Raw genomic sequence first — 12,601 nt, 5'->3', positions numbered from 1 at the left:
GGTGGATAACTGCCTCCGAAGTATCTTCGTCGAAAAGGCTGATTCGGATGGCCCTTACGGCCTGATTTGATGTCTACTTGGAGCACCAGCAGCTCAAGGCGACACACCAATCCTGCTGGAGGCCAAGGGGTTCCAGCACAGCCGATTACTAACCAGACCAATTCCGGACGGCAGGGGTGAATCAGTGGACGGCATCGGAGGAATTCATCGCACGAAATGCGCAGGGGCGGAGGCCGAATGGCAATTCGCCCACCGCACAATAGGAATCCTCTCCGTGCGCCCATCGCCCGACGAATCCCCCATCCGTTTCACAGAAACCCGCCCTGACCTCTCCAAAGCCCGCGACCGCTACCCCCACCTGACCCGCCTGTGGGACGCGGTACGGCACGACTTCTGGACCTGCGTCGGATCCCCCATCGAAAAGTGAGGAGCAACGAAATGCCCGCAGAAGGTTCGACATTGGCGCGCCGCGCCCTCGGCCGAGAATTGCAGAAATTGCGGAAAGCCGCCGAGCTCAGCCAATTTCAGGCGGCCCGGATACTCGGCATCTCGCCGCAGACCATGGGGCGGCTCGAGGACGGGCTCTCGGTCCGGTCCGCGAGCGACCTGTACATGAACGCCCTGTGCGACCACTACGGCGTGTCCGATGACGATCGCCGGACGATTCTCGCCATGGCACGGGAGGTTCGCATCACCGCCAAGCAGGGCGGCGGCTGGTGGCGGGCCGATATGGACCACACCGTCGACGAATTCACCCCGGACACCATGCTTCTCGATGCCGCGCAACGCCTCACCACCTGGCAGGCCATGGTGCTGCCCCCGATCGTCCGGACGGCCGACTACCGCCGTGCCGTCGCCTGGACCGAAAACCCCAATTCGCCCAAGGAATTGATCGAGGAGCGCCTCGAACGTGCCGCGAAACAGCAACGGTCGCTGGATGATCCGTCCTTCACCGCGGAAATCATCCTTTCCGAGGCCGCGCTGCGCGAGGTGTGGGGCGGCCCGGCGGTGATGGACGAGCAGCGCCAGCATCTCGCCGAGATCGGGCAGCGCCCGAACGTCTCCCTGCGAGTCGTCCCCTTCGATGCCCGTAGCCGCATCGGTGCGCTCGTCGGGTCCTTCTCCCTGCTGGAATTCCCGATCCTCCCCCACTGCCGGATGAACGAACCCCCGATCGTCTGTATCGAGGAATTCACCGGCACCCTCTACCTGGAACGCTCCGCGGAGGTCGATCGCTACAAGGCTGTCCTCACCGAGCTGCGGCGCACGGCGTTGAGCGAAAGTGATTCCAGCGCACTGATTTCGGCGATCTGATCAGGACCGTCACGGGACCACGATCGGTAACGGATCCGTCAAAGCGGTGGCGAGGGCCGCCGCACGGGCGGGCCGGGGCGCGTCGATGGCACCCATCGCCGTGGCGTGGTCCGTCAGACGCTGCTTCAGGACGGCGATCTCCGCGCTCGTATCGTCCCAGAACGGCAGGGTCTGGGCCGACCGCGCGAGTCCCAGCAGCGACAGGCCCAGCAATGTCTTCGCGTGCAGCGCTTGGAGAATCGGGGTGCCGAAGGTCGGTGTTCCGCCCGGGTCGAACGCGATCCGGGCGGCATCTCCGCCGACGCGTTCTCGTTCGACACACTCGTGCAGCAACCACAGCGAAACCAATTGGGGGTCAGTGGGTTCCAAGGAACGCATGGAAGCGCGGATCGCCGCGTCCAGGTCCGAGCACACCAGGTCGGTCACGAACTGGACCAGGCTCAGCGGCCCGTCGGAACTGCGGCGCTGCCGTTCGACCACCGCCCGGGCAGCGCGCAGCAGGTCGCGTGCCAGGCCGCCCGACCAGGCATGACAGAACATCGCGATCACGGGCGCGAAACCCGGTGCGCGAGAGGCGATCACGGCGACGGACTCCGGCAGGGTGAGCGGTTCGGTGTGCACGATGGTGTCGAGCGCCGAATCGAAGGCGTCGCGACGGTCGAGGCCACGTTTCTCGAACGAGGCGAGGGCGTCGGTCGAGACCGCGACGACGAAATGCACTCGGCGCATGTGGAACAGGTCTTTGAGTTCGTTGACGATCTCGACGAGGTGCTCGACGCTGTCGATCTTGTCGAGTTCGTCGATGCAGACGATCAGGCGTTGGCTGCGGTCGTTGTCGCCGAACAGGGTCAGGAGTTTGCGCAGGTTCGTGACCAGGTCGGCGCGGGTGAGGGCGCGGCGTTTGAGTTTGAGGGTGCGTTCGGCCCCGGCCTCCAGCGCGGCGCGGAGTTTGACCGTTCCCTTGGCGGTTGTTCCGCGCTCGGTCTCCCATTGGAGGTCTTGCAGGAGTTCGCGGGCGAGACGTACATCGGGGTCGATCGTGCGACGGTCGGAGGCGTCGGCGAGTTTGAGCAGACCGATGAGGGCCACCACCGCCCACATGGCGATGCCGAACAAGGTGAGCGGGTCGGGAAGGAACCCGAAGTCCCGCGCCCAGTCGCTGCGCAAGGGGCTGAACACGACCAGTATCAGTCCCGTGACGAACAGAACCAGCAGCGCGGACGACGGTGCGGCGACCGCTCCCCTGGTCCAGCGACGCAGCGCGGAAAACGATTGTATGCCACCGATTTCGGCGGCGATCTCGGTGAGCAGCAGACGCACGAACTCGCCCGTGTCGTAGCGCACCGGACTCGGAATGATGGGGACCAGGCCGAGTTTGCGGTCGGCGCGCAGCGCTCGCATGACGGTCGATTTGCCGGAACCACGTGTGCCCGCCAGCCCGATCGCGGAGGACTCGTGTTCGGTGATGAACTCGCGGACGTAGTCGGTGGTGCGCGAGGGGGTGATCTGGGAGCTGTCGAGTTCGACCAGCCGGGGGGCGTGGGTGGGGAACAGGACGATTCCGCTCGGGCCGAGTTCGGTGTTGATCGCTCTCGAAATATGTTCTTGGACAGCCGTTTCCAATGCGCGATGGTAAGTACTTCGGGCGAGCGGCAGGTCCTCCGTCAGCTGTCTGATTCTCGGGATCCACCGACTCATCAGCCATAACAGCACGGCATTCACGATCGTGGCCGTCGCTCCCGACACTGTCCCCAAAGCGGCGAGGTTCCGGAGAAACCAACTGCCCGCGTCGAGGTGAATCCACTGCGCGAGAGTCGCTCTCGGGAGCAACATCAGGACTGCCAGGAACCCGGTGCCGACACCGAGAATGACGAAGATCGCGCGCCCGGTCCCTGCGCCGCACGACAAGGGATAGCTCCTCAGCCTGTTCTTCCGCGATCCCCAGTTGGGACCGAGGCACCCAGACTCCGCGGGAGATGTCCGTCTGCGACTCCAGCAGCCGCTTCGTGAGCAGGTCCCGATGACTCGCGTAATGCCGGAACTCCGGCTGATCGAATACCGCCGACGCCACCTCGGTTACGTCTTCCCCGAGCGTCTGCAATTGCCCTCCCCGCCGAATGTTCTGCTGAACGCATCGGTTGGGAGAGCGCGATGGTTACAGCGGCAAGGCCGGAATCTCTCGGGCCTTCGAGTCTGACGCGAAACTTTCTGCGGCATAGCTCATTTCGCTGATCCCTTACAACGCTCGCGGCTCGAGCCCACGTCTCCGCTCGAGTTCCAAGGCATGCTGCTTCGCGCGGCCGTCGCGTACAACCTCCGGAGCCTGAACCGGCGCGCCGGGCAACGGTATCCCGGGCGCGGGCCTGCCCTGGTTCATCAACTCCATGATGGTGCGCAGTTCGGGCGCGTAGCCACGTTGCTTCGCAAGCTCCAATTGCTGCCGCTGCCACCGCGACGCGGCCTCCCGCGCCGCTTGGGCTCGCGCTTCACGCTCGGCGGTCTTCCTCATCGCCTCGATACCTCGAGTGAGTTCCCGGCGCTGATTCTCGCGTCCGCGCGCAAGGACCTCCTCCATCGCCTTCGCTTGTTCGCCGTTCAAGCCCATGTCTCGCAGCACGGCTTTCGCGTGAGAGCGCTCAGCCTTGCGAATGGACCGAATTTCCTTGGTCACCGACTTATGTGTTCGGGTCACATCACCAGCGTCGATCGCCAGGGACTTTTCCTCCGCGATGGCAAGTTGCCGGGTTTTCTCCTTGACCGTCCGGGCAAGAGCTTCTTTTCGCTTTTCCAACGCTTTCGTTTTCTCGTCCTGTCGACGCTTCTCTTCCTTCGCCTTTTCTAATTCCCTGACTTCCTTCTCTTTCGCCAGCCGCCTCTTTTCGAGGTTTTTCCCCACGGTGAGCGCTAGCCGCAGTTGCTCGCGCGAAATCTCCTGAACCTTGAACTGACCGGGGTACTTTGCCTCGAGTTCTCTGAGCTTGGCATGGACTTCTTTGTCGATACGCGCACCCTGCACGATCGTCCAGTCCACCGAGGCACCCGGCGTCTCGCGTATATAGCGTTCGTCTTTCGCGAGTTGCTGAAGCGTCGTATCCTTCTGCGCTCCTCCCGCCTTATATTCCGAAGATCGGGAAGTAGTAACGTTCGCGACGTCGGCGATTCGAAGACCGAGGGAGGTCTCCAGTCGTACTTCCTTTTGGTACCCACGCGCAGGCGTCTGCCCTCGTAGGAGCGCCATGCCGTCCCGGAAGCGGTTTCCCTTCTGCTGTACGCGCTGCCACTGAGTCCGCGCTCGATACCAGTTCTGTCGCCCGCGCGCCGGTAGCCCTCGCATCCACTTCTCGCCACCGTACCGCCGGTATTGCTCCTCCAGCCGGTCGTTCCATTCGACCACGTCGCCCCCCGTTTGGGCTTATTGAGCTGATGGATCGCTAACGGTTTTGTACTTCAATCCACTCCGCCAGTGGAAGGCGGCCACCATTGATCCACGCCTCGTGATCTTCTTTGCTGTATCGGAAGCTCTGGGACCAAATCGTGCCCTGCTGGCGGTCGATCGCAGTCGTCAACGCCGGAATCACAGCGAGATAGAACTCCGCAAACGGCCTGGCGATCACCGGCCCGAACCCTCGGCGTCGCTCCGGGTCATCGTAGGACGGGACGTTGCACCAGATGCCTTCGAAATTCCGTCGAAATACTTCGCCGATGAACCGGTGGAACCGGTCGGCGACATCGCGGCTCTCCGGGGCCGTTACCGCTTGGACGGTGGGAAATATGGACAGTGCGGCGTGTTCCGCCCGGTCCAATCCCTCAGGCGACCACGGATCTTCCGGCATGTTCGGAACGGTCTCAGCGAAGAACTTCCGGAGCTGGGACTGCATCTGTTCGGGCGCAACCCATTCCAGCCATTTCGAGTCGCGCTGGTCGCGTTCGAACTGTTCGAGTTCCGTCTCTGTGTAGCGTCGAAGGTCTCCCAAGTCGATCACTCCTCATCGCGGTCAGGGTCGCTGTGCTCGACCACGAGGTTACGGATACGCCTCGAGTCCGACCGTATTCGACCCGCTTCGATGAGTGTCCGTCACATGGCCTGTTCACGTGGGCGATTCTCGAGTACGCAGGCTCGGTGCCACGAAAGCGGGCGCGCTCCGGATCTTCCCGAAGCGCGCCCGCTCTCCCCATCCCCTCCCCTAAACCGGCAACGCCGGGACCACCCTCCCCACCTCCCCCGAACCCGTTCCCCGACCGTCGATTTCACCGATCCCATCCACTCGAATCTCGATCACCCGCGCGGTGGCGATATCGAAGAACAACCCCGACAACACCACCCCCCGTTCCACGATCGCCGGACCAGCCACCGGATGCCCTGCGAGCGTTTCCAATTGGACCGCCACATTCACCATCCCCAGCTGATCCACCTCCCCGAACCCCGCCTCCGCCGCCGCCCTGGCCACCGGATGCCCTTGCCGGAACCGATCCAGCGCGGGCGTGCCGTGGGCGAGCCACTCGGCCAAACCGGAGCCGGTCTCGTCACCGTGGTACAGCGCTCCCATCGCCCCACACCCGGAGTGCCCGCACACCACCACCGTCCGCACATCCAACTTGTCCAGCGCGTACACCAACGCCGCCTCCACCGACGTGTCCCGTCCGTCGGCCGGGATGAGATTCCCGATATTGCGCACCGTGAACAGGTCACCCGGCCCACTACTCGTGATCACATTCGGCACGATGCGGGAATCCGAGCAGGTCAGGAAGAACGCATCCGGGTTCTGCCCGTCCCGTAGCTCACCGAGGTGCGGGCGTACTACGTGCGCGTGGCCGCGGTGGTACAGGGCGACTCCGGCGGCGACCGAATCGCCGTGGGTGCGCCGCCAGGGGGCGAGCGTGTCGTTGAGCATGCGGCGGGCGTGGCCGCGGGCGGGCGGTCCGGCGGCGAGGTCGGCGATGCGGACCGCGCCCATTTCCACGAATTCGACTGTGCCGCCGCCGTTTCGGTGTTGGTCGGCCCATTCGTGGAGGATGTCGGAGGCGGCGTGGTCGATGAAGTCCACCGTCATCTCGACCACCACCGAGGCGGTGGCGGGCACCTCGGCCAGTGCGGCGCTCAGGCGCGGGACGGCGAGGAAGGTGCAGGTGCCGTCGATGGTGACCAGCCAGCGGTTCTCGTCGACCGGTTCGGCCGCGATCACCACGCGCACGACCCGCCACAGCAGCAGGGCGAAGGCCAGCACCAGGCCGACGAGCATGCCCAGCAACAGGTTTCCGAAGATCACGACGAGAACCGTTGCGGCGTAGACGAACAGGTCGCCCGTGCGCCGCGCGAGGCGGATGTGGGCGAGTTTGACCAGGCCCATGCCGATGACGATGAGCAGTCCGGCCAGCGCGGCCTTGGGGATCTGCTGCACGATGCCGACCAGGATCACCGCGAACAGCAGCATCCACACGCCGTGCAGCATGGTCGACGCCTTGGTGCGGGCCCCGGCCTTGGCGTTGGTGACGCTGCGGACGATGACCGCCGCGATCGGCATACCGCCGAGCAGGCCGCAGGTCATGTTGGCGACGCCCTGGCCCATGAGTTCGCGGTCGAGGTTGGTGCGGCGGTCGGGGCGCATGCGGTCGACCGCGACGGCCGACAGGAGGGTCTCGACGCTGGCGATCAAAGCGATGGTGATCATGGTCAGGCCGATCGCGCCCCAGCCGCCGTGCGGGAGGCTCGGCAGGGCGAAGTCGCTGAACAGGCTGCCGTGCAAGGTGATTCGCTGCACGCTGACGGGGACGACCATCGCGAGCCCGGTCGCGGCCACCACGGCGACGAGGGGCGCGGGCACCTGCCGGAGTTTCGTGGGCGCGTAGCGCCAGCCGAGCATGAGGGCGATGACCAGCACGCCGATCGCGGCGTCGCCGCTCTTGACCGACATCAGCTGATGCGGCAGTTGCACGATGCTCTGCCACGAGGAGCTCAGCGACTGGCCGCCCAGCAGGACGTGCAGTTGTTGCAGCGCGATGACCACGCCGATTCCGGCGAGCATGCCGTGCACGACCACGGGGGCGATGGCCAGCGCGCCGCGACCCAGCCGTCCGAGGCCGAACAGGATCTGCAACACCCCCGCGCCGAGGGTGATGAAACAGGTTGCCTGCCAGCCGAATTGGTGGATGCTCTCGGCGACCACCACGGTCAGGCTCGCGGTGGGGCCGCTGACCTGGAGCGACGAGCCGCCGAGCAGTCCGGCCACGAGGCCGCCCACCACCGCCGCTATCAGGCCCGCGGGCACGGGCGCGCCCGCCGCCACGGCGACGCCGATGGATAGCGGTAGGGCGACGAGGAAGACCACCACGGAGGCGGGAAGATCGTGACGAAGCACGACGGCGAGACCGGGAAGCGAGGTCCGTCGGGCCGGGTCGGTGTCGGTGGACATATTTCTCCTTCGCCGAACCGGGACGCGGTTCGGTTCATCGGTGGAACATGTACTGGCATCGAACAGGGCGGGTACTGCGGTGAAGCTTCCGAAAGGCCCGCCGAGCGGGGGCCGTTCACAATCGTAAAGAATGAGCAAAGATCATGGAAAGCGTTTGCAGTAAGATGTTCGCGGAAGCTACCGAATTGTGACAGACATCACAGGGGTTCGCCAGGCCGCTCCCCGGGGCCCTCGGTGAGTCGCCACGCCGAGGAGTGGCGCCCGATCGACCTCGCGCGCCTCGCGGGCGTCTCGACCCAGCAGATCCGCAACTACGTCGACGCCGAGATCCTGCCACCGGTGGCCCGAACGGCCAACGGCTACCGGCGTTTCGGGCCCCCACACGCCGCCGCGCTGCGCACCTACCGCGCGCTGGCCGCCGGCTTCGGTCCGGTGATCGCGCGCCGGATCATGCAGGAGGTGCACCGCGACGACGTGGCCGCGGCCCTGGACCTCATCGACGCCGCCCACGCCGCCCTCCACGAACAACGCCGAGCCCTGACCGCCACCGCCGAGGCCCTCGAGGAAGTCGCCGCCCAGGGGCCACACCACTCCGAAGCCCACACCGCCCCGCCTCGATCCGGTCTGCGCATCGGCGAGGTCGCCGCCCGCGTCGGGGTCCGCACCTCCGCCCTGCGCGTCTGGGAGGCCGAGGGCCTGCTCACCCCGGCGCGCGAATCGGGCACGGGCTACCGGACTTTCGACGCCGCCGACATCCGCGACGCCCATGTGGTCGCGGTCCTCCGCCGCGGCGCCCACCCCTTCGACCGCATCCGCGCGGTCCTCGACGGCCTCCGCCGCACCGGCAGCAGCGCCGCCCTCCACACCGCCCTCACCCGCCGCCGCACCGAACTCACCGCCCGCTCCCTGGCCATGCTCGACGGCTCCGCCCAACTGCGCCAATACCTTTCGCAACGCACCGAGCGGTAGCCGTCCCGCCGAAGCCTCGGCAACCCACCTCGATGGCCGAAATCCGCTGCGACCCTGAGCGCCGGGTGCCGGAACTCGGCCGGATTCAACCGAGGGGCAGGACGTAGCGGTGGAAGCGGGCGGCTATGTCGAGGCCCGCGAGGGTGAGCGCGGAGCGGGCGAGGGTGTCGTCGGGTTCGAAGACGCGCAGGACCAGGACGTGCGGGAGTTCGTCGTGGAGTTCGCCGATCAGGGCGCCGATGAGGGAGGCGAGCATGCGGATGTCGCCGATGCGGTAGGAGAGTCCTTGGCGGACGTCGACGTAGGCCTCACTGCCGACGATGGTGGTGGCGAGGGTGGCGACGGGGTTGAGGGTGTCGGTGCTGGGGAGGGCGACGACCATGACCTGGCCGAGGGGGTCGGCGGATTCGGCGAGAGCCTGGAGGACGCAGTCGAGGGGGCAGGCGGAGTGCAGGGCGGGCGGGACGGTCCAGCTGCGGGGTTCGGCGGTCCACAGGCGGGCGTATTCGCCGGTCATGCGGGCGCCGAGGGCGACGGCGGCCAGGCCCTCGGGGCCGACGTCGGGGCCCTCCCAGCTGAGTTGGCACAGGCCCGCGACCCGGGACTGCTGGGCGGCCCCGGCGATCAGCGTGCGCACGACCGCCTCCTCCTCGCCGGTGGCGGCCTCGAAGTCGTGGTGGCCCAAGCGAATTCGGCGCACGTAGCGGGCGGCGTACACCACCTCGGCGCGCGCCCGGCCCGCCCGGTCGTGCCGGATCTCGGCCCATCCGGCCAGCTCGCCGCCCCGCCGGGCGGCGACGATCCCCACCAGTTCGGAGTCCCCGTCGGCCGGTGCGATGTCCTCGAGCTCGGGCTCCCCGGCCATGCCGGCGAGCTCGCAGGCCAGTCGCAACCCGGTGCCCGGGTGCCTGTCCCATTCGAGCGCTAAGTCCACAAACCGCACCCTAGACCGAGATTAACCACCAGGTTGCCCGACACGACGAAAAGTCGCCTCCGCCGATCGGCCAAGATGGGGACATGCCCGCCGTGTTCAAGGATCTGTGTCTCGACGCCACCGACCATCAACGCCTGGCCGACTGGTGGTGCGCGGCGCTGGGGTATGTGCGCCGCGAGCCGGAGCGCGACCCCGCCGACCCGATCGCCATCGCCGATCCGACCGGCACGGGTCCGCTCATCTGGATCAATCCGGTGCCCGAGCCCAAGACGGTGAAGAACCGGATGCATTTCGACGTGTGGGGCGATACGAACGAACTCCTCGCGGCGGGCGCGACCCTGCTGCGCGCTCGCGGCGGTGATATCCGCTGGGATGTGCTGGCCGATCCGGAGGGCAACGAGTTCTGCGTGTTCAAGGATTGAACTCAGGCCGAGCGGGACGGCAGACAGTGCCGTGCCGGTCGCCTACCGTCACCGAAGGTGTTCCGGCCCTGGAGAAATCAGAGACAATTCGCACCGTCCCGCGCCCGCCGAGTTCGGCGGGGTGTATCGGGCGGCCTCGTCGCCACCCTCGCGCTGCTCGCCGCGGCCTGCGGCGGCGAAACCCCCGGCGGTGACACGGCGGGCCCGCCACGCCCCGGCGGGGTGCTGCGCTACGGCTTGTCGCTCGCCCCGACCTGCGCCGATCCCGCTCAGTCGCAGACCAATCAGACCCTGTACGTCACCCGGCAGATCGTGGATTCGCTGACCGATCAGGATCCGGCGACCGGTGAGATCCGGCCGTGGCTCGCGCAGAGCTGGGAGGTGACGCCGGACGCGAAGAGTTTCACCTTCCACCTGCGCCCGGGCGTGACGTTCAGCGACGGCACGCCGCTGACCGCGACCTCGGTGCAGAAGAACTTCGACGCCGTCCTGCGGACCATCACCGGCGCGAAGGCGCCCCTGCCCGCCAGCTACCTCGCCGGATACACCGGCACCACGGTCGTGGATCCCACCACCGCCCGCGTGGACTTCGACCGGCCGAATGCCCAGTTCCTGCAAGCGGTCTCCACCCCGCAACTGGGCATCGTGTCCGACGCGACCACCGAGAAGTCACCCGAGCAGCGCTGCCAGGGCGAGGTGATCGGCAGCGGCCCGTTCGTGTACACCGAATACCGCCAGGGCGCGTCCGCCACCGTCACCAAGCGGACCGGATACGCCTGGGGCTCGGCCGTTTTCGCGCATCAGGGTGAGGCGTATCTGGATCGGATCGAGTTCCGGGTGGTGCCCGAGTCGGGCGTGCGGTCGGGCAGTCTGGCGTCGGGTCAGCTGGACGCGGTGAGCGACGCGCTGCCGCAGGACGCCCCGCAGATCGAGGCGGCCGGGGGCCGGGTCCAGGTCACCTCGAATCCCGGTGTGCCGTTCGGCATTCAGCCGAATCTGACGCGCGGCCCGCTGCGCGACGCGGCGGTGCGCGCGGCGCTGCTCCCGGCCATCGACCGCAAGGAACTCGTCGATACCGTACTCGGCCCGCAGTTCCGGCCCGCGACCAGCTCACTGGCCTCGAAAACCCCTGCCTACGTGGACCTTTCCGCACAGCTCGGATACGACGCCGACGCCGCGCGGCGCATCCTCGATCAGGCGGGCTGGGCGCCGGGCGCGGACGGCATCCGGGTGAAGGACGGCACGCGGCTGTCGTTCGCGATCCTGTTCTCCCGCGCCTTTGCCGGGAACCAGGCGATCCTCGAACTGGTGCAGCAGCAGTTGCGCAAGGTCGGCGTCGAGGTCCGGCTCGAACCGGCCGCCGACGCGGATTACACCGCGCGCCAACGCAATCGGGACTTCGACGCGCTCTACTACAACACCACTCGCGCCGACGGCGACATCCTGCGCACCACGTTCGGGCTGGACGGCCAGAACTACGGCGGTCGCGGCCCGATCCCGGACCTGGACCAGGCGCTGGCGGCCGAGTTGCAGACCACCGACACCGCCGCCCGCGCCCAGCTGATCGGCACCGCGCAGCGGCTGGTGCTCGACAACGGACTATGGATCCCGACGATCGAGCTGTCGCAGGCGATCGGTGTGGCGGGCGCGGTGTCGGATCTGAAGTTCGAGGCGTCGGCCCGGTTGCAGTTCTTCGACGCCTGGCTGCACCGCTGACGCGGCTACCGCAGCTCGAAACCCTGGCGGTGGAAGGTGTTCCGGATCCCCTGGCGGCCGTGCAGGCTCTCCTTGGTGGAGATGCGGCCCGCCAGGCGGTTGCGGACCCAGTCCTCGGGCAGTTCCTGTTCGCGGTAGTAGGCGTTGATGCGGTCGAGATAGTCGGTGACGTCGGCCTCGGCGGGGGCGGAGTAGGTGTTGCGATGCACCACCACGCTCTGCCCGTACCGGGGTTTGACGTCGGCCGGGTCGGCGGGGTCGGGGATGCCGATGGCCAGACCGTAGACCGGGAAGGTCCACTCCGGCAGCCGCAGCAGCTCGATGACGGCGTCGATATTGTTGCGCAGCGCGCCCACGAAAGTGATTCCGTAGCCGAGTGATTCGGCGGCGACGGCGGCGTTCTGCGCCGACAGGGTGACGTCCACGATGCTCGAGACGGTGCTGTCGAGGTAGGCGGTGGCCTCGATGCCGTGCCCGTTGGCGCGGGCGAGGGCGATATTGCGCGACCAGTCCGCCACCCACACCAGGAAGATGGCGGCGTCGGTCACCAGCCGCTGCCCGCCCGCGAGTTCGGCGAGCCGCGCCCGCGCGGCGGGGTCGTCGATCACCACCACACTGGTGAACTGGAAGTTCGCCGAGGTGGACGCGGACTGGGCGGCGGCGATGATCAACGCCAGTTCGGTCTCGCCGATCTCGCCGGGCAGGAAGTGCCGCACGGTGCGATGCCGCAGCAGCACCTCCAGGGTGGGATTGACGTATCCGGTCGCGTCGGGGGCGGCCGCGCCGTACCGTTTGCGCAGCTGTTCCTGGAGGTCGGGGGCGATCACGTCGGTCAC

General features: G+C 67.3%; 10 protein-coding genes. 4 read left to right on the top strand and 6 right to left on the bottom strand.

Annotated features, from left to right (window positions below):
- The first annotated feature begins 438 nt into the window (after positions 1 to 438).
- Complete coding sequence (locus ACFYTQ_RS03520) at positions 439 to 1,314, top strand: helix-turn-helix domain-containing protein (protein WP_387356741.1); 876 nt, start codon at positions 439 to 441, stop codon at positions 1,312 to 1,314.
- 9 nt (positions 1,315 to 1,323) lie between these two features.
- Here ACFYTQ_RS03520 and ACFYTQ_RS03515 read toward each other — a convergent pair whose 3' ends face one another.
- The 4 genes from ACFYTQ_RS03515 to ACFYTQ_RS03500 form a co-directional block, all read right to left on the bottom strand.
- Positions 1,324 to 3,222, bottom strand: a complete 1,899-nt coding sequence (locus ACFYTQ_RS03515) for a P-loop NTPase fold protein (RefSeq protein ID WP_387356739.1) — start codon at positions 3,220 to 3,222, stop codon at positions 1,324 to 1,326.
- 328 nt (positions 3,223 to 3,550) lie between these two features.
- Positions 3,551 to 4,708 carry a hypothetical protein gene (locus tag ACFYTQ_RS03510; protein ID WP_387356737.1) on the bottom strand — a complete coding sequence of 386 codons (1,158 nt, stop codon included), beginning with the start codon at positions 4,706 to 4,708 and terminating at the stop codon, positions 3,551 to 3,553.
- A gap of 37 nt (positions 4,709 to 4,745) precedes the next feature.
- Positions 4,746 to 5,297: a hypothetical protein gene (locus ACFYTQ_RS03505; RefSeq protein ID WP_387356736.1), complete on the bottom strand. Its 552-nt coding sequence runs from the start codon at positions 5,295 to 5,297 to the stop codon at positions 4,746 to 4,748.
- Between the two features lie 201 nt (positions 5,298 to 5,498).
- Positions 5,499 to 7,724 (bottom strand): SulP family inorganic anion transporter, encoded by a 2,226-nt coding sequence (locus tag ACFYTQ_RS03500; RefSeq protein WP_387356734.1) that lies wholly within the window; start codon positions 7,722 to 7,724, stop codon positions 5,499 to 5,501.
- 234 nt (positions 7,725 to 7,958) lie between these two features.
- Here ACFYTQ_RS03500 and ACFYTQ_RS03495 point away from each other — a divergent pair, with 234 nt between their 5' ends.
- Positions 7,959 to 8,693 (top strand): MerR family transcriptional regulator, encoded by a 735-nt coding sequence (locus tag ACFYTQ_RS03495; protein ID WP_387356733.1) that lies wholly within the window; start codon positions 7,959 to 7,961, stop codon positions 8,691 to 8,693.
- An 85-nt stretch (positions 8,694 to 8,778) separates the two neighbouring features.
- Here the strand turns inward: ACFYTQ_RS03495 and ACFYTQ_RS03490 are convergent, their stop codons facing one another.
- Complete coding sequence (locus ACFYTQ_RS03490) at positions 8,779 to 9,627, bottom strand: hypothetical protein (protein ID WP_387356731.1); 849 nt, start codon at positions 9,625 to 9,627, stop codon at positions 8,779 to 8,781.
- Positions 9,628 to 9,710: 83 nt separating this feature from the next.
- Between ACFYTQ_RS03490 and ACFYTQ_RS03485 the strand changes: the two genes are divergently transcribed.
- Both ACFYTQ_RS03485 and ACFYTQ_RS03480 read left to right on the top strand, forming a co-directional pair.
- On the top strand, positions 9,711 to 10,049 hold the full coding sequence (locus ACFYTQ_RS03485) for a VOC family protein (RefSeq protein WP_387356729.1): 339 nt from the start codon (positions 9,711 to 9,713) through the stop codon (positions 10,047 to 10,049).
- 57 nt (positions 10,050 to 10,106) lie between these two features.
- Positions 10,107 to 11,765, top strand: a complete 1,659-nt coding sequence (locus ACFYTQ_RS03480; protein WP_387356728.1) for an ABC transporter substrate-binding protein — start codon at positions 10,107 to 10,109, stop codon at positions 11,763 to 11,765.
- A 5-nt stretch (positions 11,766 to 11,770) separates the two neighbouring features.
- On the opposite strand, the gene ACFYTQ_RS03475 is transcribed toward ACFYTQ_RS03480, so the two are convergent.
- Positions 11,771 to 12,601 carry a nitroreductase family protein gene (locus ACFYTQ_RS03475; RefSeq protein ID WP_387356726.1) on the bottom strand — a complete coding sequence of 277 codons (831 nt, stop codon included), beginning with the start codon at positions 12,599 to 12,601 and terminating at the stop codon, positions 11,771 to 11,773.

It is taken from the genome of Nocardia sp. NPDC004068 (genome assembly GCF_042874315.1).
Taxonomy (GTDB): Bacteria; Actinomycetota; Actinomycetes; order Mycobacteriales; family Mycobacteriaceae; genus Nocardia.
This window is presented reverse-complemented; position numbering and strand designations above follow the sequence as displayed.

Bases quoted from the DNA above. Each gene is read 5' to 3' on its own strand.
- ACFYTQ_RS03520 (WP_387356741.1), top strand. From the start codon at position 439: ATGCCCGCAGAAGGTTCGACATTGGCGCGCCGCGCCCTCGGCCGAGAA.
- ACFYTQ_RS03500 (WP_387356734.1), bottom strand. From the start codon at position 7,724: ATGTCCACCGACACCGACCCGGCCCGACGGACCTCGCTTCCCGGTCTC.
- ACFYTQ_RS03485 (WP_387356729.1), top strand. From the start codon at position 9,711: ATGCCCGCCGTGTTCAAGGATCTGTGTCTCGACGCCACCGACCATCAA.